The sequence below is a fragment of the Arthrobacter sp. Z1-15 genome (assembly GCF_054792395.1).
On sequence record NZ_CP096454.1, the window covers coordinates 730,300 to 750,594 of the forward strand.

At 67.7% G+C, this 20,295-nt stretch carries 18 protein-coding genes; 12 read left to right on the forward strand and 6 right to left on the reverse strand.

Annotation, left to right across the window (positions count from 1 at the left end):
* The first annotated feature begins 334 nt into the window (after window positions 1–334).
* From M1D40_RS03415 to M1D40_RS03470, 12 genes are all read left to right on the forward strand, one after another.
* A complete protein-coding gene (locus M1D40_RS03415) occupies window positions 335–1,354 on the forward strand; it encodes an iron-siderophore ABC transporter substrate-binding protein (RefSeq protein WP_461170218.1) in 1,020 nt (339 codons plus the stop codon).
* Window positions 1,351–2,391 (forward strand): FecCD family ABC transporter permease, encoded by a 1,041-nt coding sequence (locus tag M1D40_RS03420; RefSeq protein ID WP_461170219.1) that lies wholly within the window; start codon window positions 1,351–1,353, stop codon window positions 2,389–2,391. Before M1D40_RS03415 ends, M1D40_RS03420 begins: the two co-directional genes overlap by 4 nt.
* Window positions 2,388–3,494: a FecCD family ABC transporter permease gene (locus tag M1D40_RS03425; protein WP_461170220.1), complete on the forward strand. Its 1,107-nt coding sequence runs from the start codon at window positions 2,388–2,390 to the stop codon at window positions 3,492–3,494. Before M1D40_RS03420 ends, M1D40_RS03425 begins: the two co-directional genes overlap by 4 nt.
* Complete coding sequence (locus tag M1D40_RS03430; protein WP_461170221.1) at window positions 3,491–4,324, forward strand: ABC transporter ATP-binding protein; 834 nt, start codon at window positions 3,491–3,493, stop codon at window positions 4,322–4,324. The genes M1D40_RS03425 and M1D40_RS03430 overlap by 4 nt, the downstream gene beginning before the upstream one ends.
* Before the next feature lie 81 nt (window positions 4,325–4,405).
* Entirely contained in the window at window positions 4,406–4,837 is a 432-nt protein-coding gene (locus tag M1D40_RS03435; RefSeq protein WP_461170222.1) for a GlcG/HbpS family heme-binding protein, read from the forward strand.
* Window positions 4,838–4,878: 41 nt separating this feature from the next.
* Window positions 4,879–5,490: a phosphatase PAP2 family protein gene (locus M1D40_RS03440; RefSeq protein ID WP_461170223.1), complete on the forward strand. Its 612-nt coding sequence runs from the start codon at window positions 4,879–4,881 to the stop codon at window positions 5,488–5,490.
* Between the two features lie 116 nt (window positions 5,491–5,606).
* The gene (locus M1D40_RS03445) at window positions 5,607–6,104 is read left to right on the forward strand and encodes a hypothetical protein (RefSeq protein WP_461170224.1); all 498 of its coding nucleotides are present in this window, start codon (window positions 5,607–5,609) and stop codon (window positions 6,102–6,104) included.
* On the forward strand, window positions 6,101–7,099 hold the full coding sequence (locus M1D40_RS03450) for a hypothetical protein (protein ID WP_461170225.1): 999 nt from the start codon (window positions 6,101–6,103) through the stop codon (window positions 7,097–7,099). The genes M1D40_RS03445 and M1D40_RS03450 overlap by 4 nt, the downstream gene beginning before the upstream one ends.
* Window positions 7,050–7,631, forward strand: coding sequence for a hypothetical protein (locus M1D40_RS03455; RefSeq protein ID WP_461170226.1), 582 nt, complete (start codon window positions 7,050–7,052; stop codon window positions 7,629–7,631). Before M1D40_RS03450 ends, M1D40_RS03455 begins: the two co-directional genes overlap by 50 nt.
* 5 nt (window positions 7,632–7,636) lie before the next feature.
* Entirely contained in the window at window positions 7,637–8,068 is a 432-nt protein-coding gene (locus M1D40_RS03460; protein ID WP_341395573.1) for a hypothetical protein, read from the forward strand.
* Between the two features lie 457 nt (window positions 8,069–8,525).
* Window positions 8,526–10,637 carry an FAD-dependent oxidoreductase gene (locus M1D40_RS03465; RefSeq protein ID WP_461170227.1) on the forward strand — a complete coding sequence of 704 codons (2,112 nt, stop codon included), beginning with the start codon at window positions 8,526–8,528 and terminating at the stop codon, window positions 10,635–10,637.
* Window positions 10,638–10,808: 171 nt separating this feature from the next.
* The gene (locus tag M1D40_RS03470) at window positions 10,809–12,017 is read left to right on the forward strand and encodes an alpha-hydroxy acid oxidase (RefSeq protein ID WP_461170228.1); all 1,209 of its coding nucleotides are present in this window, start codon (window positions 10,809–10,811) and stop codon (window positions 12,015–12,017) included.
* Between the two features lie 149 nt (window positions 12,018–12,166).
* Here M1D40_RS03470 and M1D40_RS03475 read toward each other — a convergent pair whose 3' ends face one another.
* Genes M1D40_RS03475 through M1D40_RS03500 form a run of 6 tightly spaced genes read right to left on the reverse strand, consistent with a single transcriptional unit; the run spans window position 12,167 to window position 20,246 of the window.
* Entirely contained in the window at window positions 12,167–13,552 is a 1,386-nt protein-coding gene (locus M1D40_RS03475) for an LLM class flavin-dependent oxidoreductase (RefSeq protein WP_461170229.1), read from the reverse strand.
* Complete coding sequence (locus M1D40_RS03480; protein WP_461170230.1) at window positions 13,552–14,874, reverse strand: acyl-CoA dehydrogenase family protein; 1,323 nt, start codon at window positions 14,872–14,874, stop codon at window positions 13,552–13,554. Before M1D40_RS03480 ends, M1D40_RS03475 begins: the two co-directional genes overlap by 1 nt.
* A gap of 50 nt (window positions 14,875–14,924) precedes the next feature.
* On the reverse strand, window positions 14,925–16,667 hold the full coding sequence (locus tag M1D40_RS03485) for an ABC transporter ATP-binding protein (protein ID WP_461170231.1): 1,743 nt from the start codon (window positions 16,665–16,667) through the stop codon (window positions 14,925–14,927).
* A gap of 14 nt (window positions 16,668–16,681) precedes the next feature.
* Window positions 16,682–17,566, reverse strand: a complete 885-nt coding sequence (locus M1D40_RS03490; protein ID WP_461170232.1) for an ABC transporter permease — start codon at window positions 17,564–17,566, stop codon at window positions 16,682–16,684.
* 23 nt (window positions 17,567–17,589) lie between these two features.
* Window positions 17,590–18,549: an ABC transporter permease gene (locus M1D40_RS03495; RefSeq protein ID WP_461170233.1), complete on the reverse strand. Its 960-nt coding sequence runs from the start codon at window positions 18,547–18,549 to the stop codon at window positions 17,590–17,592.
* Window positions 18,550–18,551: 2 nt separating this feature from the next.
* Window positions 18,552–20,246, reverse strand: a complete 1,695-nt coding sequence (locus M1D40_RS03500; protein ID WP_461170234.1) for an ABC transporter substrate-binding protein — start codon at window positions 20,244–20,246, stop codon at window positions 18,552–18,554.
* Between the last annotated feature and the right edge of the window lie 49 nt (window positions 20,247–20,295).

The window sequence follows — 20,295 nt, forward strand, 5'->3', positions numbered from 1 at the left end:
AGGGGAATACCGGCTGGAGCTGGCGGCTACGGCCGTGGCCTTCGAAGGAGTCCCACAACTTCTTCAGCGCCCACGTACTCATCGAGCCGCTGGAAAGGACCACGGACCGGTAAGGCCCTCAGCGCCGCGGCATCGGTGCCTTCGGTAAAGTGCAACAACGGCGCATCCGGTACATACTTCCGTCCCGCAGGCGTCACAGTCGTAACAACTGTCACAAGTATGGTTAGGCATGCCTTACTCTTGATTTGTTAGGCAACCCTAAAACCAGTGCGGCGCCCCGGCTCGCTTCGGTACCAGCCGGGTTGCACCCTCCTGTTGACGAAGGAACCCCACCTTGCGCCTTACCCGAATCGCCGCCGTCTGCACGGCTGCAGTACTCACCGCCGGCCTGGCCGCCTGCTCCACCCCGGCCGCCAGCAGCGACGAAGCCACCGGCTCCGCGTTTGAGCCCATCACCATCGAGCACGCCCTGGGCACCACCACCATCGAGACCAAGCCCGAGCGCGTGGCCACGGTCAACTGGGCCAATCACGAGGTGCCGCTGGCCCTGGGCATCGTCCCGGTGGGCATGGCCGCAGCGAACTACGGCGACGACGACGGCGACGGCCTGCTTCCGTGGGTCAGCGAAAAGCTCGAGGAACTCGGCGGTGAAACCCCAGTGCTGTTCGACGAAAACGACGGCATCGACTTTGAAGCCGTGGCCGACACCCAGCCTGACGTCATCCTCGCCGCCTACTCCGGCCTGACGCAGGAGGACTACGACACGCTGAGCGAAATTGCCCCCGTGGTCGCCTACCCGGAAACCGCCTGGGGCACCTCCTGGCGCGAAATGATCGAGCTGAACGCCGAGGGCCTGGGCATGCAGCAGGAAGGCGAAGAGCTGATTGCCGACCTCGAAACCGAAATGTCCGAAGCCGCCGCCGAGCACCCGGAGCTCGAAGGCAAAAACGCCATGTTCCTGACCCACGTGGACACCACCGACCTCAGCGAGGTCAGCTTCTACACCACGAAGGACACCCGCACCATGTTCTTCGAGGACCTGGGCATGGCCGTGGCCGGCAGCGTCAAGACCGCCTCCGACGCCACCGACAAGTTCTCCCTGACGCAGAGCGCCGAGCAGGCCGACGCCTTCAACGACGTGGACGTGATTGTCAGCTACGGCGGCGAGGAACTCGTCAGCGCCCTGGAAGCCGATCCGCTGCTCTCGCAGATCCCCGCCGTCGCCAACGGCTCCATCGTGCTGCTGCCCGACACCCCGCTGGGCACCGCCGCCAACCCGACGCCGCTGGCGATCTCCTGGGTCCTGGACGACTACCTCGCCCTGCTCTCCGACGCAGCTGCCAAGGCCAAGTGACACTGAAGGAACCTGCAGCCCCGGACGCCGCGGTACGACGGCGCCCGGGGCGCCTGCGTGCGCTCTGGCTGCTGGCCGCCGTCGCCGTGCTCGCCGCCCTGATGCTCGCCAGCATCACCGTGGGAGCGCGCGACGTCGGCTGGAACGACATTCTTGCCGCCCTGGGCGGTTCGACCGACGGCTTTGACGAAGCCGCCGTCGCCAAGCGGATTCCGCGCACGCTGCTCGCCGTCGTCGCCGGCGCCGCCCTGGGCCTCTCCGGTGCCGTGATGCAGGGCGTGACACGCAATCCGCTGGCCGATCCGGGCATTCTCGGCATCAACATGGGCGCTTCGCTCGCCATTGTTGCCGGCATGGCGTTCTTCGGCCTGGCCGCCGCCTCCAGCTACATCTGGCTCGCCATTGCCGGCGCCGCCGTCACCGCCGTCTTCGTCTACACCGTCGGCTCGATTGGCCGCGGCCCCGCCACCCCGTTGAAACTCGCGCTGGCCGGCGCCGCGACGTCGGCCGCCCTGGCCTCCTTCGTCAGCGCCATTGTGCTGCCGCGCAACGACATGGCGCAGGGCGTGCGGTCCTGGCAGATCGGCGGCGTGGGCGGCGGCTCGTACGAGAGCATCACCCAGATCCTGCCCTTCCTGCTGGTCGGCTTCGCCATTTGCCTGCTCTCGGCCCGCGGCCTGAACTCCCTGGCCCTGGGCGACGAGCTGGCCGCCGGGCTGGGGGAGCGCGTGGCCCTGGCCCGCGGCGCCGCCTCGCTCGGCGCCGTCATTCTCTGCGGGGCGTCCACCGCCGTCACCGGGCCCATTGCCTTTGTCGGACTCGTGGTGCCGCATGCCTGCCGGCTGCTGGCCGGGGTGGACCACCGCTGGCTGCTGCCCTTTTCCGCCGTCGCCGGAGCTGCCCTGGTGACCGCCGCCGACGTGCTCGGACGCATCATCGCCCGCCCCGCCGAGATCGACGTCGGCATCCTTACCGCCCTGATTGGCGCCCCCGTCTTCATCTACATCGTCCGCCGGCAGAAGGTGCGTGCCCTGTGAACCCCGCAAGCTCCGCCGCTGCTGCCGTAACGGGAACCCCCACCCCTGCTGCTCCGGGAACCGCCGCCGGCACCGGAACCACAAGTGCCGCCGTCGCCCGCGTCCGCTCCGGCGCCGCCCGCCGCTATCGGCTGGTGGTCACACTGCTCGCCGTCGGCATCCTGGCCGTCTTCGCGCTGAGCCTGATGGCCGGCCGCACCTTCTATGCTCCGGCGGACGTGCTGAACGTGATCCTCGGCGAGGACGTGCCCGGTGCCTCCTTCGCCGTCGGACGGCTGCGCCTGCCGCGCGCGGCACTGGCCGTGCTCACCGGCGCCTGCTTTGGCCTGGCCGGCGTCGCGTTCCAGACCATGCTGCGCAACCCGCTGGCCAGCCCGGACATCATCGGCATCAGCTCCGGCGCCGGAGGGGGCGCTGCCTTCGCCATTGTGGGCCTCGGCCTCGGCGGCGCAGCGGTGTCCACGTTTGCCATTGTCTCCGGACTGATCGTGGCGCTGGCCGTCTACGCGCTGTCCTATAAGAGTGGGGTGGCGGACACCCGGCTGATCCTGGTGGGCATCGGAATTGCCGCGATGCTGGATTCGGTCACCGCATATGTGCTGAACCAGGCGCCGGAATGGGAGCTGCAGGAGGCCATGCGCTGGCTGACCGGCAGCCTCAACGGCGCGTCCTGGAACCAGGTGCTCCCGGTGCTCGCCGCCATGCTGGTACTGACGCCTGTACTGCTGGGCCAGTCCAAAAACCTGGCCGTCACCCGGCTGGGCGACGACGCCGCGTCCGCCCTGGGCGTGCGCGTGAACCTCACCCGGATTGTGGTGATCGTGACCGCCGTCGGGCTCATTTCCTTCGCCACCGCGGCTGCCGGACCCATCGCCTTTGTCGCGTTCCTCTCCGGGCCGATCGCCGCCCGCCTGGTGGGCCCGGGCCCGTCGCTGCTGATTCCCGCCGGACTGGTGGGAGCGCTGCTGGTGCTGGTGGCAGACTTCTGCGGCCAGTACGCCTTTGGCACCCGGATGCCGGTGGGCATCATCACCGGGGTGCTCGGCGCCCCGTTCCTCGTTTACCTCATTGTCCGCGTCAACCGCGCAGGAGCCTCGCTGTGACCGCAAGCCATTCCCTGAACGTCGAAAACCTCACGCTGGGCTACGGCGACCGCACGGTCATCGACTCCCTGGACCTGGTGGTACCGCCGGGCAAAGTCACCGCGATCATCGGCGCCAACGCCTGCGGCAAGTCCACGCTGCTGCGCTCGATGTCCCGGCTGCTTACCCCGCGCTCCGGGCACGTGCTGCTGGACGGCAAGGCCGTGCACTCGATTCCGGCCAAGCAGCTGGCCCGCACGCTGGGGCTGCTGCCGCAGTCGCCCATCGCGCCCGAAGGAATCACGGTCGCGGACCTGGTGGGCCGCGGCCGGCATCCGCACCAGGGCATCTTTGCACGCTGGAGCAAGGACGACGACGACGCCGTCGCCGCCGCGCTGGACGCCACGGAAACCGCGGCGCTGGCGGACCGGGCCGTGGACGAGCTCTCCGGCGGGCAGCGGCAGCGGGTCTGGATCGCCATGGCGCTGGCGCAGCAGACCGACCTGCTGCTGCTGGACGAGCCGACCACGTTTCTGGACGTCAGCCACCAGATTGAGGTGCTGGACCTGCTCACCGACCTGAACCGCTCCCGCGGCACCACCATTGTGATGGTGCTGCACGACCTGAACCTGGCCGCCCGCTATGCCGACCATCTGGTGGCCGTGGCCGGCGGGAAGCTGCACGCCGCCGGTCGGCCAGAGGACGTGCTGACCGAGGACACCGTGCGCACTGTGTTCGGGATGGAGAACCGGGTGATCACGGATCCGTCCTCCGGCAAGCCGCTGATGCTGCCGCTGGGCCGGCACCACGTGCTGGCGGACTCGATGTCCGGGGAGCCTGCACACCGCTGAGCCTGCACACCGCTAGGATCACGGCCGCTAGGATCGCAGGGGCGCGGCTGTCCCGGTCCGCCCCCGAAAAGGAGCGTACGTATGTCCATGCCAGCTGTTCCCACCCTGTCCGAGTCCCGGATCCTTGCCGAGGCCGTGCTGGACAAAGCACGGGAGCTTGGCGTCAACGTGAGCGTCTGTGTCGTCGATGCCGCCGGTCACGAGCTCCTGACGATCCGGGGCGACGGCGCATCCTGGTTCACACCCGGGGTTGCCCGTGCCAAAGCGCAGACGGCTGCCGCCATGAAGAAGCACACCTCCGTCCTCGCGAACCTGGATGCACGGTTCCCCGGCCTGATTCCCCTGATTGCCGACCAGCTGTCCTTCCAGCCCACTGTCTTGGCCGGCGGCGTGATCGATTCCGCCGCGCAGCCGATGTGGGCCGTGGGAGTCAGCGGAGCACTGCCGGAACAGGACGAGGAATGCGCACGGGCTGCCCTGACCGCTGCCCGGGTGGCGGCGGGCGGCCGGTAACGGAGCCCGACTGGCGCCGCGGCTCCCCGTAGAATCGTCTGATGCCGGAAACCACGCAAGTCCCGACGTCGGGCGTCTCCGCTGCCTCCACCCGGGCAGCACGCATCGTCACCGAAACCACCGCCCCGACCGTCCTTGTGGGGTTGCTCCTGCTGCTGCAGCCCCTGCTCAGCCCCGGCGTCACCTGGCTGCAGGGCATCGTGGCGGCGGGTTTCACCGTGGGACTGCCCTTTGCCGGAATCCTCTGGCTGAAGCGGCGCGGGGCGGTCACCGACCACCACGTGGGCAGACGCGAGCAGCGAGCACCGATCCTGGTCGCGTCCGCGGCGTCCATCGGCGTCGGCGCGCTGCTTCTCATCCTCCTGGATGCCCCGGCGGCGCTGTTCGGCGAAATCGGGGGAGTGTTCATCGGGCTGGTCCTGTGCCTGGCGGCAAACCTGGTGTGGAAGCTCTCGGTCCATTCGGCGGTGGCGGCCTACGTGGGCTTGGCGCTGCTGGCTCCCATCCCGCTGGTGGGATCGGCGCTCGCCCTGCTGCTGGCATCAGCCACCGGATGGTCCCGGGTGAAGCTCGGTGACCACACCCCCACGCAGGTTCTGGCAGGCCATGCAGCCGGATGCCTGGCCTTCGCCGCGGCGCTGCTCCTGCCCTGATGCTCTTCCCCTGAAGACTGCCCGGCTGTGCCCGCTTTAGCCCTTTTGGGATAAAGTCGGTGCAGTCTCTTTCCATAAATACGCAGGAAATGTGGAAAACACACGATGGGGAATTAATGGCAGTGCGTTTTAGGAAGTCCGACGGCGGTGAACGGGCAGCCTCGGAAGCAGCCGTAGCTGCCCTCGATCTCGGCGAACACGTGACCTTTGATGAATTGCTGGACGTGGTCACGAAGGCCCACGGAAAACCGATTGAACTTCGAGACATCGACCATTCGGTAATTCCCGCCGTTACCGGTCTGTGGATCGAGAAGGACGCAAAGTCGATCATCCTGCTGCCGTCCGGCGACAACCGGCTGCACCGCACGCATGCGGCATGCCACGAGTTTGGGCATATTCTCCTGCGCCACCAGGGGTGCGGCGGGGTGGAGACGGCCATGCCGTCCATGTTCCAGCACGTCGGCAGCCGCAGGGGCATCAAGCGGATGCTGGCTCGCTCCCTGGACTGGAATGAGACCGAACGGGCCGCCGAGCACGTTGCCTACCTGCTCTCCCTCGCCCTGCTGCCCGAGGAGCGCCAAAGCCCCAGCGGCTTTGAGCGGACCTTTATATGACCCTCCTGCAAGTCCTGCCGGTCTGCATTCTGTGGGGCGTGGTGGGGATCCGCCTGCTGGGCCTGTGGTTCGGCTGGAAGCCGGGCATCCTCCCGGCCGTTTCGCTGGTGGCACTGGGGGCCACCCTGAACATTGACCCGGTGTATCTCGCCGTCGACCAGCTGCTGGGCGGCCGGAACCTCCTCAACCTGATTGTTCACCTGCTCATGGGCGTGGGCATGACGGAGCTGAGCCGTCTGCTGCTGCGGGTCACGGGGCGGTCCAGCCGGCAGGTGAAGGTGCTGATCAGCATCGGGGTGATCCTGGGACTGGCGCAGATAGTGCTGCTGGCGGTTTCCGACACCCGGGGATCTGCCGCCAATTTCACGGACACCTTCGGGGATGCGCCAACCATCGCCCTGTACCAGGCGATGTTCTTTGTCTGGTTCGGAGCAGTCACCGGATACACCGGCGTGGAAACGCTGCGCCGGAACCGGCGCGGGGAATCCCGGGCGTTCCGCCTCGGGTTCGACATCCTCAGCACCGGCTGCTTAGCCGGGGTCCTCGCCGCAGCAGCCAAAATGGTGCAGATCGGTACTGAGATACTGGGAAGCGGCACCGGTTATGTTGGCGTGCTGGTGATCGGATACCAAGTCCTTCTCGCACTGATGATCATGGGATTCGCCGTCGGGTTCATCATTCCGTTGTGGGAACGGATTCAGGGGACCTTCCGCACACGGACCCGGCGCTCGCAGGACCTGGCCAAGCTGCGGCCCATTGTCACCCGCCTGATCCAGACGGATGAAGGCCGGCGGTCGATGGACGCCGCCAGCATTTCCCTGGACAGCCGCACCTCCAACACCCAGCTCTACCGCTGGTTCATTTTCATCGGCGACATCCGGGTCCTGAACCCTGAGCTGCTGACGCCCGAGGAAATCGACATCATTGACAAGATAGGCAGAAGAATTGAGCACAACGGTTCACCGGCCCGGCGCACGGCTCGCACTGGCGGCTAGCGTCTCCAAGGTCCTGCCTCCGGCGCTGGTCCTGGCAGTCCTGGTGCTCCTTGCCGGCATCGAAGCGGAACTTGGGCCGCTCGGCGTCGTCGCCCTTCTCGCCTGCATCGTGGGTATCCCGGGCACCATTTACAAGGCATCCAAGCGGCCCTTTCAGCGCAGGGGGCTGCCGGACCGGCTGCGGATCAAGATTCTGGCCGTGCTGACGTTCACCGGCATGGTGGTCTGCTTCCTGATTCCGGTCCCGTCGCCGGTGCCGCTCACAGTGGCAGCGCTGTTCCTGGGTAACGTGAGCCTTGTCTTTTTCCGCCGCTGGCTCAACGTCTCAGCCCACGTATCGGTCATGACCTTTGCCGCCTTGTGGGTCATGTCGACATATGGGGGCGCTTGGGCGTGGCTGTTGATATTATCGCCGTTGATGATATTCAGCCGGGTGTCCCTTCGTGAACATACCTGGCGGGAGGCGCTGTCAGGTGCATCGCTTGGACTGGCAACCTTCTGCTGTTTTCTCGCAGCTATGACTTGGAGCTGAAATACGTGAACGATTTTGATCTTTCCCCGGAGCGCACTGCAGGCCTCCGTCGAGCCGAAACGCTTGCCAGGAAGATCAATCTCCTTTTGGACGTCATCATGTCCGAATCGGGCAAACCCTTTGACTATCCGGCCATCCGGGACGGCGCCCAGAAAGCCGGTTACTATCTTTCCCGCACCAGATGGTCACTGCTGAAGTCCGGCAAGGAACAAGTGGTGCCGGACGAGGCCCTGCGCGCCATAGCCACAGTCTTTGACGTGGATCCGGAATACCTGCTGCAGGACGGCGGCAAGCTGCCCGAAAGGGTGGAAGCCGAGCTGGAGCTGCTCCGCAGCCTGCGCCGCGCGGAAGTCCGCAATTTCGCCGCACGCGCCCTCGGGCCAGTGGACCCCGAGGCGCTGAAGGCGATAGCAGCAATTCTGGACGAAGACTCCTGATCCATTCTTCGGGCGAAATAAAACTTTGACCCCGCATGTGACCGATGCTATATTTTCACTCGTGCTTCACACATGTGTGAGACGCGAGTGAAAACCGAAGAATCCCGTAACATCCGCTGCCTGTGGGGGGTCAGCGGAATGTTGCTAAGTGAAGCCGGCGGATGATTTCCGCTGGCTTCGCTGCTTTTAACCCTGCAGCAACGGCAGTCCCATTCAGCGGGATCCTATGTCCATTTATTTGCGGCGGCGGTTTAGCTGGGTCAGGGGACCCGGAAACCGTCCCGCACCCGCACCGTATTCGCACCGCACTCGCGCCGCATCCGGCCAACACCACGCCTGCACCATGTCCTCGGCACCCGCCCCCTGCACCACCCCGCACGCCGCCCCCGCAGCCGCGCAGTGCTGCACCCCGCCGTCGTATGTATACGACGTAAACGTAAGCGGTAACATAATGATCGTGACTACCAAAACCTTTCCTCACCTGATGGCCCCGGGCCGCATCGGTCCGATGGAAACGACCAACCGCATTGTCCTGCCCGCCATGGACATGAACGTCTCCGAGCACGGCGAGATTGAACAGGCCGAGATCGATCACTACGTAGCCCGCGCCGAAGGCGGCGCCGGCCTGATCATCACGGGTGCCTGTGCGATCGCCTTCCCGTTCGGCGCGGCCTCCATGAAGGAGCCGGGCCTCTCGGAGGACAAGTTCATTCCGGGCCTGAAGGCGCTGGCCGACGCGGTGCACGCCGCCGGCAGTAAGCTCTGCATCCAGTCCACGCATCACGGCAAAGTGGCCCGAGTGGATACTGCCAACGGCCGGCCGGTGCTCGCTCCGAACCAGCCCGACTACAAGTACGACATGTCCGCGCTGGCCGACAGCACCCCGGCCGAACTCGGCAAAATGGGCGCAGCCACCGCCGGCAAGCAGATTGTCTACCGCGACATGAGCGCCGAGGACATTTCCTGGCTGATCGAGACCTGGGCGGACGCCGCCGAGCGCATCGCGAAGTCCGGGGCGGACGCCATCGAAATCCACGCCGCCCACGGCTACATCCTGGGTGTGTTCCTGAACCAGCGGGACAACAAGCGCACGGACGAATACGGCGGCTCCCTGGCCAACCGTGCCCGCCTGGCCTGCGAAGTCATCAAGGCCGTCAAGGAACGGGTCGGGAACCAGCTGGCCATCCTGGTCCGGGTTTCCGGTGAAGAGTACGGGCAGGAGGGCGGACTGTCGCTCGAGGAAGCCATCGGCGCCTCCAAGATGTTCGTCCAGGCCGGCGCGGACTCCATCCACGTCACCGGCTGGGGCCGGAACCCGTTCGACAACTTCACCGACGGACCGCTCCCCAACAAGGTGGGCGCCTACCTGGAGAACGCCGCCGAGATCAAAAAGCACGTCTCGGTGCCGGTCATCGCCGTCGGCCGCATGCTGCCGGAAATCTCGGAAAAGGCGCTGGCCGCCGGACAGATCGACTTTGCTGCGATGGGCCGCCAGTTGCTGGCCGACCCCGAGCTGCCGAACAAGATCCGCGACGGCAAGTTCGACCAGGTCCGCCCCTGCATCAACTGCTACCTGTGCGTGGCGGAGAACTTCTTTGACGACACGCCGTTCTGCGCGGTGAACCCGGCCCTCGGCAACGAGGCGCTGCTGCCGCTGAAGCCCGCCTCGGCAACCAAGCACGTGGTGGTTGTCGGCGCCGGCCCGGCCGGCCTGGAAAGCGCCCGCGTCCTGACCGAGCGCGGCCACCGGGTCACCGTCATCGACAAATCCGACCGCCTCGGCGGCACCATGTGGTTCTCCACCATGACCACCCCGGACAACGAACGCCTGCTGAAGTGGTTCAAGTCCGAGATCAAGCGCCTGAACATTGCGGTCAAGCTGAACACGAAGGCCACGGTGGAATCCATCCGTGCCCTGCACCCGGACCAGGTCATTGTCGCGACCGGCGCCGTCCGGCCCAAGCCCGACTTCCCGGGCGGCGACCTGCCGAACGTCCAGACCGGCGACACGCTGCGCGCCATGATGCTCGGCACCGCCACCGCCGAGGAAGCCGGCGCCGTGCTGAGCACCCTGGGCAAGCTGGGCCGCCTGTCCGGCGTCACCAAGAGCCCGGAGTTTGTCCGCCAGTTCACCAAGTTCTGGCTGCCGATGGGCAAGAACGTGGTGGTGATCGGCGGCTCGCTGGTGGGCCTGGAGCTTGCCGAGTTCCTCGCCGAGCGCGGCCGCAACGTGACGCTGCTGCACGAGACACAGCAGCTGGGCCTGCCGCTGGCTATGCCCCGGCGCTGGACCGCGGTCAAGGACGCCACCGAGCACGGCGTGAAAATCCACCGCAACGTGAAGATCACCCGCATCACCGAGAAGACCGTCGAATGGATCGAGGGCGAGCAGAGCTTCTCCGCACCCGCCGCCATGGTGGTCTACGCGGACGGCACGACGTCGGCCGCACCCCTGGCGGACGAGCTGCGGGAGGCGGGCTTCGCCGTCGACGTCGTTGGTGACGCCGGCGAGGTCAACTACATCCACGGCGCCATCCATTCCTCCTGGAAGGTGACCACCGAGGTCTGATTTCTCGGCACCTGCGGGGCGGGCGGCACGGTTCTGACGGACCGGGCTGTCCGCCTCTTTGGGCTGTGTACGTATGCCTCTGTGTTGGGGCTCGCGTAACGAACGGTTTCCCGCTGCTGCTCTTTGTGACGCCCGTCCTAGACTGGCGTCACACCGAGCCAGAAAGCAGCCATGAAACGCCGAATTCCTCAGTACTCCGAACTCCGCGGCCTCGTGCAGTTCAAGGCCTTCGACCTGGACCGCCGGCGCGCACGGCTGGCCGGGGCCACCAACGTCTGGGAACTGCGGGACATCGCCAAGCGGCGGATTCCCGCGGCGGCCTTCGACTATGTGGACGGCGGCTCCTTCGGCGAGCAGACGCTGCGCCGGAACCGGGCGGCGTTCGACGACGTCGAATTCGTGCCGAACGTGCTGCGCGACGTCACCAGCGTTGACCTGAGCACCAAGATCGCCGGGACTGAAGCTGCGATGCCGGTGGGCATCGGACCCACCGGGCTGACCCGGCTGATGCACTCCGACGGCGAGATCGGGGGAGCGCAGGCAGCGGCGGCATTCGGCATTCCGTTTTCCCTTTCCACCATGGGCACGGCATCCATCGAGGAACTCACCGAGACGGTGCCCGACGCCGCCAAGTGGTTCCAGCTCTACCTCTGGAAGGACCGGGAGCGGTCCCGGGAACTGGTGAGCCGTGCGGCCGCCGCCGGCTACGGCGCGCTGATCGTCACCGTGGACACCCCGGTGGCCGGGGCCCGGCTGCGGGACACCCGCAACGGCATGACCATGCCGCCCACCCTGACCCCGAAGACCATCCTTGACGCCTCCTACCGGCCGGAGTGGTGGTTCAACTTCCTCACCACCAAACCGCTCGGCTTCGCCAACTTCGAGGGGGAGCGAGTGTCCCTGGCCGAGACGGTGAACACCATGTTTGAACCCTCACTGAACATGGCTGACCTGGACTGGCTGCGCGAGACGTGGCCGGGGAAGCTGATCGTCAAGGGCATCCAGAACCCCGCCGACGCCGTCGAGGTCTTCGCCCGCGGCGCGGACGCGATCGTGGTGTCCAACCACGGCGGCCGGCAGCTGGACCGTGCCCCCGTGCCGCTGCGCATTCTGCCGGCCGTCCGCGCCGCCGTCGGGCCCGACGCCGAGATCATCCTGGACTCGGGCATCATGTCCGGCGGCGACATCGTGGCCGCCATTGCCGCCGGCGCCGACTTCACCCTGATTGGCCGCGCCTACCTGTACGGGCTGATGGCCGGCGGGCGGCAGGGCGCCGAGCGGACCCTGGAACTGCTGCGTACCGAGATGACGACCGTGATGCAGCTGCTCGGCGTCACCAGCCTTGCGGAGCTGACGCCGGAGCATGTGCGGCGGGTATGACCCCTTGTGACACACGCTCCCACCCTTTGTCACCTGACGGGGCTGGTGTTGTCTCACCAGTAACACCAGCAACAGAGAGTGGGAACGCGTGCTCGCTCGTTTGTTAAGCGTCCGCCGGGCCCCGGCCAGAGCCGGGACCGGCCCGCCTCCTAGACCTCCACCGTAGAAAACGCCCCGCGGTACTTGGCGCCCGGATGCCGGGACGGCAGCCGCGCATCGCCGTCGAACAGCTTCTCCCGCAGGGTGCCGGGACGGTACTCCGTCTGGGCGAGGCCGCGGCGCCGCAGCTCCGGCAGCACGCCGTCGATGAAGTCCGCATAGGAGCCGGGCAGGATCTGGTTGATGATGTTGATGCCGTCCACGCCGGCGTCCTGCCAGGTTTCCAGCTGGTCCGCGATCTGCTCCGGGGTGCCGGCGATCTGCTGGTTGTACGCGCGGTAGCGGGCGACGTCGGCGATGGTCGGATTCCCGCCGGGCACCGACGCGAACAGCGCCTCCAGCACGCCGCGGGCGCCGTCGGTCCGCAGGTCGCCCAGCGTGGTGTCCAGCGGCAGCCCGCCGAGGTCGACGCCGATGCCGCCGCCGATGTGCGCAACGATCGCGTCCAGATCCAGATACTCGTCGTACTCGGCCTGCTTCGCCTTCACCTCGGCCTCCGTGGAACCCACCACGAAGGACAGTCCCGCAAAGAACTTGATGTCCTCGTTGCGCCGGCCGAGACCGCGGGCCAGCGCCCGGACGGAATCGGTGGTTTTCTTCGCGTAGGCGGTGTGCGGAGCGAAGATGAACACGGCCTCGGCGTTGGCGGCGGCGAACTGCTGGCCGCGCCCTGAGCTGCCAGCTTGGAACAGCACGGGAGTGCCCTGCGGGGAGGGCGCGGACAGGTGCGGCCCGTCCACCGAGTAGCGCTCGCCGCGGTGCAGGATCTTGTGCACCCGCGCCGGATCGGCATGAATCCCGGAGGCCTTGTCCTGAACCAGAGCGCCGTCGTCCCAGGAGCCCTCCCACAGCTTGTAGCAAACCTCGAGATACTCGTCGGCCCAGTCGTAGCGGCTGTCGTGCTCGGCCAGCCCGTCGCCGCCGAAGTTGCGGTGCGCGTTTTCCAGTACGCTGGTCACGATGTTCCACGCCACCCGGCCGCCGCTCAGATGATCCAGCGTGGACAGCTGCCGGGCAAACTGGAACGGATGCGCCTGCACCACCGAACTGGTCAGCGCCAGGCCAAGATGTTCGGTCCGCGCGGCCAGCGCCGACTGCAGCACCAGCGGATCATTCGCCGGCACCTGCAGGCCGCGCTCCACATGCGAGGCCCAGCCGCCGTCGTGATTGCCGTAGAGCCCGACGACGTCGGCCAGGAACAGCGCGTCGAACTTCGCCGCTTCCAGCCGGGCGGCCAGATCCGTCCACAGACCGAGCTCGTTGAACCGGTGCTGCTGCGCCTCCGGGTGGCGCCACAGTCCGCCGAGGATGTGGCTGGTGGTGTTCATGGCGAAGGCGCTCAGAAGCAGCCGCGGGCGTCGCGTGAAAGTTGCCATCAGGAAATCGCTCCGGAGGTCGAAGGGGCAGCGGACGCTGCGTCGGTAGACGACGACGGCGGGGACGACGACGGGGCATCGCCGATGCTGTGCAGGCCGGTGGGGATGGTGCCGTTGACCAGGTAGTCGCCCACAGACCGGGCCTTGAACGCACTCGGGTTGTGCGTGGCAACGGTGCGGGCGTTGCGCCAGTGCCGGTCCAGCCCCTTGCCCCGGCTGACGGCGGAGGCTCCGGTGACGTCGAAGAGGGCGCTGGCGGCGTCCAGCACCAGGCCGGGCACCGCCACGTGGGCCTGCTGCACCGCCAGTTCGGCGCGCAGGAACGCCTCCTCCGTGGAAAGCCGCAGGGAGGAATCGGCGGCGGCATCCAGGTCGCGGGCCGCCGCGGTGACCACAGCCTCGGCGGTGTACACGTTGGCGGCGAGCCGGCCGACGTGTTCCTGAATAATCGGATCGTGGCGGAACAGCTCCCCGGAGCCGGTGTTGAAGGTGCGGGTGCGGGACTGCACCAGGTCCGCGGCATCGCGCAGGGCCGCCCGACCGATCCCGGCGAGGACAGCCAGGAGGAAGAGCTGGAAAAAGGCGGGCTCCAGGGTGCTGGTGACCTGGCGCTGCAGGATGTTTCCGGCGTCCACCGGCACGTCGTCAAACACGGCGGTGCCGGTGCCGGTGAGCGGCTGGCCGAATCCGTCCCAGTCATCCGCGATGCTCACTTCCGGGGCGTCGGCGGGCACGACGGCGTACTGCCGTCCCTCCACACCGGCCGTGCTGGCCATGACCACCACCCAGTCCGCGAAGATGCTGCCGGTGGTGTAGTACTTTTCCCCGTGCAGCAGCCACCGGCCGTCCTCCTGCCGCAGCGTGGTGGAAGTGGTGCCCAGAACGTTGCCGGAGCGCTCGGTGGCGGCGTTGCCGAAGATCTGCCCGGCCAGGATCCGCGGAAACCAGAGCTCCCGGAAGGCGGCCGGCTGCAGGGCGGCGGTCTCGCCGAACGCGAAGTGGGAGCGCAGCAGGTGCGCCACATTCGAGTCCGCTGCGGCGAGTTCGATCAGCAGCCGGAACAGGTGTTCGGCGCTGACCGGGTCTCCGCCGTGCTCGGCCGGCACACGCAGCGCCGTGAAGCCGGAGTCCTTGAGCCAGCCCACCTGCTCGAACGGCAGGGTCCGGGACTGCTCGCGGTCCAGGGCTCCGGCGGCAATGCGGTCAAAGACCGGACGGAACCGGGCGGCGAGGTTCGCGTACCGGGCCTCGCCGGTGACGGGACGGGCGGCGGGACGGGTGTCGGTTCGGCGGTTCAGGGGAAGGCTGGTGGTGCTGGTCATGCGGTTCCTTTCGGAAGGGAAGAGTGCAGGAAGAAGGAAGGGGAAACTGTTCAGACCCGGGAAGGAGCAGGATTTAGGGAAGGGGCCAGATCCCGGGATGCGGCGAGGTCGCGGAGCCGGTGGCCGGGGTTGGCAGCGAGGAGGCGCCGGGTGTACTCGCTGGCCGGATTGGCGAAGATCGCCGCTGTGGTCCCGGTTTCGACCAGCTGCCCGCGGTGCATGACGCCGACGTCGTCGGAGACCTGTTCCACCACGTGCAGGTCATGGGAAATGAACAGGTAGGACAGGCCGAGCTCCTCCTGCAATGACTTCAGCAGCTCCAGGACCTGCGCCTGGGTCAGGACATCCAGGGCGCTCAGGGCCTCGTCGAGGACGAGCGTCCGGGCACCCGGTGCCAGCGCGCGGGCGATGGCCACCCGCTGCCGCTGGCCGCCGGACAGCTCCATCGGCCGGCTCCGTCCCAGGCGGGCGGGCAGATTGACCTGCTCCAGCAGCTCGGCCACCCGCGCCTTCTGCTCGGCCTTGGTCCCAATCCGGTAGCTGCGCAGCGGTTCGCCGATGATGTCCGCGACGCTCAGCCGCGGATCCAGCGCGGTGTCCGGATTCTGGTAGACCAGCTGCAGGCTGCGCCAGAGTTCCCGCCGTGCTTTTCCCGCGGTGGCGGTGACGTCCTCGCCGGCAATCCGGACGGTGCCGCCGGTGGGATCCAGCAGCCGCAGGATCAGCCGGGCGGTGGTGGATTTGCCGGAGCCGGATTCCCCGACGAGCGCGAAGGTGGTGCCGGCGCGGACCGCAAAGGACACTCCGTCCACGGCCCGGCGTTCAGTGCCGGTGCGGGAAAAGACTTTGGTCAGGTTGTGGACTTCCAGCGCCGGAATGCCGGACGACGACGGCGGCCGGACGGGCGGTTCGTCTGCGCGGTGTCCGGGGGAGGCCCCCGCGAGCAGCTGCACGGTGTACGGGTCCTCGGGCCTAGTCAGGATGTCCAGCACCGGGCGGTCCTCGCGGATGCGGCCGCTGTTCATCACGACCACCCGCGAGGCGTAATCGGTGGCGACGGCCAGGTCATGCGTGACAAAGAGGACGGCGGTTCCGTAGGTGGTGGCCAGCCGCCCAAAGACCTCCAGCACGCGGCTTTGCACCGTGACGTCCAGGGCCGAGGTCGGTTCGTCGGCAATGAGCAGGTCCGGCTGCAGGGCGAAGGCGATGGCGATGAGGACCCGCTGCTTCAGCCCGCCGGAGAGTTCATGCGGATACTGGCGCATGCGTTCTTCCGGGCGGTCGATGCCGACGAGTTCCAGCAGCCGGATAACCTCCCCGCGCAGTTCCGCCCGGGTGAGCCGTTTTCCGCGGGGTACGGCCTCGGGGTGCAGGCGGAAGATCTCGGCAACCTGGGAGCCGATCGTTTTCACCGGGTCCAGGGAGGCTCCGGGATCCTGGGGAACCAGGCCGATCCGGCGGCCGCGCAGCCGCCGGAAGCCGCCGTCGGCAAGTCCGGTCAGGTCCTGGCCGTCGAGGGTGATGGTCCCGGCGGTGATGCGCCCGGTATCCGGTAGCAGCCCGATGATGGCCTTGGCCAGAGTGGATTTTCCGGACCCGGATTCGCCGACGATTGCGACCACTTCGCCGCGGTTCACCTCGAGGTCGACGCCGGCAGCCGCAGGGGCGGCAGCGTTGCCGGAGCGGGAAAGGGCGCGGCCGTACTCGATGGTCAGGCCGCGCACCGAGAGCAGGGACCGCGCAGGAGAGTCAGCGGCGGACGGGAGGGAAGATGGTCCTGTGGAGGAGTTCATGCGGGATTCCTTTCTCAGAACCGGAAGCTCTTGAGCAGCTGCCGGCCGAGGGCGGCCAGCAGGACCACGGCGGCGACAATGACGAGGCCGGGCAGGGTGGTCATCCACCAGGCGGTGCCCAGATACTGGCGGCCCTCGGCAATCAGCAGCCCCCATTCAGGCTCGGGCGGAGGTGCGCCGAAGCCGAGGAAGCCCAGCGACGAGACCACGAGGATGGCTGCACCCAAATCCACGGCGACGAGTGAGAGCACCGGGCCGGCGGCGTTGGGCAGCAGGTGCCGGCGCAGCACAGTCCAGTAGGTGCCGCCGGTGAGGAAGGCAGCCTCGACAAACTCCAGGTTCCGCACCCGCAGGACCTCGGCCCGGACCACCCGGGCGAAGGAGGCGATGGCGGCGATGCCCACTCCAAGGCCCAGGGACACCGGGCCCGGGGCGGACGCCGTGACGATGATCAGCGCGATCAGGAAGCCCGGAACGGCGAGCAGGACATCGACCAGACGCATGGTGACGGCGTCAGCGGCGCGTCCGCCGGTGGCAGCGAGGACTCCGATTCCGGTTCCGGCCACGAGTCCGATCAGCACGGCCAGGCCGGCGGTCAGGAAGGTCTGCGACGTTCCGTGCACCACGCGGGCAAACACGTCCCGGCCCAGGTGGTCGGTGCCGAACCAGTGCTCGAAAGTGGGGGCCTGGAACTTCTCCTGCGGGATCCCGCTGATCGGATCCTGTCCGGTGAAGAGCCCGGGAAAGAGCGCCGCAGCGGCGATCAGCAGCACCGGCAGCAGGGTCAGGGCGAGGGCGGGACGGAAGCCCGGCCGCCGTCGTCGTGCCGGTGCGGCGGGCGGGTCTGTTGCACCGGGCGCAACGTCGCCGGGTGCTGCGGAAGGGGAAAGCAAAGTCATGGGAAGTCCTCGGGAGAGCGGTGTCAGGAGGCCAAAGCGGGGGCTGAACCCTGCCTGGCGTCTTTGAGGATGCGCGGATCCAGCAGGGGATGCAGCAGATCCACGAGGAGGTTGACGGCCACAAACACCGTGGCCGTGAGCAGCACCAGGCCCTGGACCAGGGGCACGTCCTGGGTGGTGACCGCTTGCAGGACCACCGAGCCGAGGCCGGCGCGGGCAAACACGGTTTCAGTGATGACGGATCCGGCGAACAGCGTGCCCACGGTGATGCCCAGGATGGACAGGGCGGGTCCGGCGGCGTTCTGAAGCGCGTGCCGGCAGAAGATCCAGGCCGGAGAAGCGCCTTTGGCCCGGAGCACGTCAATGAACGGCTGCCGGTAAACCTGCTCCACGCTCTTGAGCAGCACCTGCGCCATGGGCGCCGAGACATGGACGGCGAGCACGAGCACCGGGACGGCGAGGGACAGGAAGGACCCGTCGGGGAACAGCGACAGCAGGCCCAGCCGGATGGAGAGCAGTTCCAGGAGCACGAGCCCCAGCCAGAACACCGGTACGGCGGAAAACAGCGGCGGCAGGTTCGCCAGGGTCCGCCGCAGCACCGGCCACGGTGCCAGGGTGGCCGCCGCGACCACGGCCAGGGCAATGACGACGGCGGCCGCCAGCGCCGAGCCGGCCAGCGCGAGGGTGGAACCGAGGGCTCCGCCGATGCGCTCGGTCACCGGTTCGCCCGAGGTTAGGGAGTAGCCGACGTCGCCGCCCAGCAGCGCTGCCAGCTGCGCCAGGTACTGGATGAGCAGCGGCTGGTCGTAGCCGTACTGGGCTTTCATGGTGTCGATCGCGGCCTGGTCCACCGCGGAGTCGGAGGTCAGGAAGATGGTGACCGGATCACTGGGCAGCAGCTGCACGGCGAGGAAAATCAGGGTGTAGGCGAGCCAGACCACCAGCAGGGCCTGCCCGATCCGGTGTGCCAGATAGCGGGCCATGCTTAGCCGTCCGCTTTCCAGGCGCTCTGGAAGATGGGCGCCGTGCCGGAGGTGAAGTCAATGTGGGTGTTGCGGTGCGCGCCGTAAACCTGGACTTCGTCCCAGAGGACCAGGGAGAAGGCCTTGTCCACCACGAGCGCCTGCTGTTCCGCCGCCAGGACCTCGTCCCGTTCCGGGCCCGGGGCCGCGGCACGCTCGGCGGCGAACAGGGCGTTCAGCTCCGGGTCCGACGTGTGCGTCATGGTGTTGTTGGCCGGTTCGAAGATGGGACCGAGTCCGCCGTAGATGAACTGGCGGGTGCCGAAGAACTCCACCTTCGGATCGGGCATGGCCGTGGTGAGGAAGGTGTTGTCTCCGGCACGGTTGTTCAGCTGCACGCCGATCTCCCGCCACTGCTGCTCGATCAGTTCGAAGGCCGGTTTGATGACCACTGAGTTGTTGGAGCTGGTGACGGTGACCTCGAGTTTCTCGCCGTCCTTCTCGCGGATGCCGTCGCTGCCTTCCTGCCAGCCGGCGTCGTCCAGCAGCTGCCGGGCTTCCTCCGGGTTGTAGGCCAGGTCAGCGCTCAGGTCCACGAAGCCGGGGGCCTGATGGTTCAGGACCGACGCCGCCAGCGTGTAGCTCTCGGAGAGCACCGTGTCCTTGATGGTCTGCCGGTCGATGCCCGCCTGCAGGGCCTGCCGTACGGCGGGATCGGCCAGCTTTCCGCTGCCGGTCCGCACGGCGGCCATGTTCACCGTGAGGTCCACGCCGTCGGCCGCGAGCACCTGGTTGCCGCTGGATGCCAGCGCCGCCTCGTCCACCGGCTGCAGACCGCGGACCAGATCTACCTGGCCGGACTGCACGGCGCCGGCGCGGTGCGCGACCTCGGGCAGGTATTTGATGACCACCTTGTCCAGGTGGGCCTCGCCCGGGTTCTCCGCCCCGTCCGGAGCCCAGGCGTAGCCGTCCCGCTTGGCGAGCACGACTTCCTCATCGGGCTTTTCGGATTCGTAGACGAAGGGCCCGGAGCCGGAAATGGACGAGATGGCCGACTGCCCGGCCGCGTCCTTCTGCAACGTGGCCGGGGAGACGAGTCCGGCAGTGACGGAGGAGGTGGCGCGCAGGAAGTTGGAGTTCGGGGCGTTCAACGTGACCACCACCTGGTCCGTGCCGGTTACTTCGCTGGTTTGGTAGCCGGCGAAGTCCACGTTCGGCTGGATCTGGGCGGCGGGAAGGCCCAGGCCAAAGCTGTCCAGGTTGGCCTTCACCGCCGCGGCGTCGAGCGGGGTGCCGTCGCTGAACGTGACGCCGGGGCGGATGGTGAAGGTGAATTCGGTGCTGTCGGCGTTGGCCGAGAAGGCCGAGGCGATCCAGGGAACCAGCTCACCCTTCTCCGGGTCAAAGTAGGTCAGCCGGTCCAGCACCGAGTTCAGCACGTTGGACTTCTCGTAAAAGCGCGCGGCCTGGGTCTGCCAGTTGTTGATGGGGGTGACCTCGGCGTACACCAGCGTGCCGCCGTCGACCGGTTCACCGGACGTCCCGGCCGCGGCGTTGGTGCCTGCTGTCTGGGAACCGGATCCGCAGGCAGACAGGGTCAGTGCCGCCGCGGCCAGGAGCGCCGCGACCCGCAGGGGAGTGCGGGAAGCAACCGAGGTGCGGGAGGTGCGGGAGGTGCGGGCCGCAAATATGCGGGGGGATCGGGGGGAGTCGTGCATGGGATCCTCTCGGGTCGCACCGAGGAACACGGCATTCGAGCACGCAGGA

What these genes read in the sequence shown, in the direction of transcription:
- M1D40_RS03435 (WP_461170222.1), top strand. Translation starts at nt 4,406, where the DNA reads ATGTCCATGCCAGCTGTTCCCACCCTGTCCGAGTCCCGGATCCTTGCC.
- M1D40_RS03440 (WP_461170223.1), top strand. Translation starts at nt 4,879, where the DNA reads ATGCCGGAAACCACGCAAGTCCCGACGTCGGGCGTCTCCGCTGCCTCC.
- M1D40_RS03445 (WP_461170224.1), top strand. Translation starts at nt 5,607, where the DNA reads ATGGCAGTGCGTTTTAGGAAGTCCGACGGCGGTGAACGGGCAGCCTCG.
- M1D40_RS03450 (WP_461170225.1), top strand. Translation starts at nt 6,101, where the DNA reads ATGACCCTCCTGCAAGTCCTGCCGGTCTGCATTCTGTGGGGCGTGGTG.
- M1D40_RS03470 (WP_461170228.1), top strand. Translation starts at nt 10,809, where the DNA reads ATGAAACGCCGAATTCCTCAGTACTCCGAACTCCGCGGCCTCGTGCAG.
- M1D40_RS03475 (WP_461170229.1), bottom strand. Translation starts at nt 13,552, where the DNA reads ATGGCAACTTTCACGCGACGCCCGCGGCTGCTTCTGAGCGCCTTCGCC.
- M1D40_RS03480 (WP_461170230.1), bottom strand. Translation starts at nt 14,874, where the DNA reads ATGACCAGCACCACCAGCCTTCCCCTGAACCGCCGAACCGACACCCGT.
- M1D40_RS03485 (WP_461170231.1), bottom strand. Translation starts at nt 16,667, where the DNA reads ATGAACTCCTCCACAGGACCATCTTCCCTCCCGTCCGCCGCTGACTCT.
- M1D40_RS03490 (WP_461170232.1), bottom strand. Translation starts at nt 17,566, where the DNA reads ATGACTTTGCTTTCCCCTTCCGCAGCACCCGGCGACGTTGCGCCCGGT.
- M1D40_RS03495 (WP_461170233.1), bottom strand. Translation starts at nt 18,549, where the DNA reads ATGGCCCGCTATCTGGCACACCGGATCGGGCAGGCCCTGCTGGTGGTC.
- M1D40_RS03500 (WP_461170234.1), bottom strand. Translation starts at nt 20,246, where the DNA reads ATGCACGACTCCCCCCGATCCCCCCGCATATTTGCGGCCCGCACCTCC.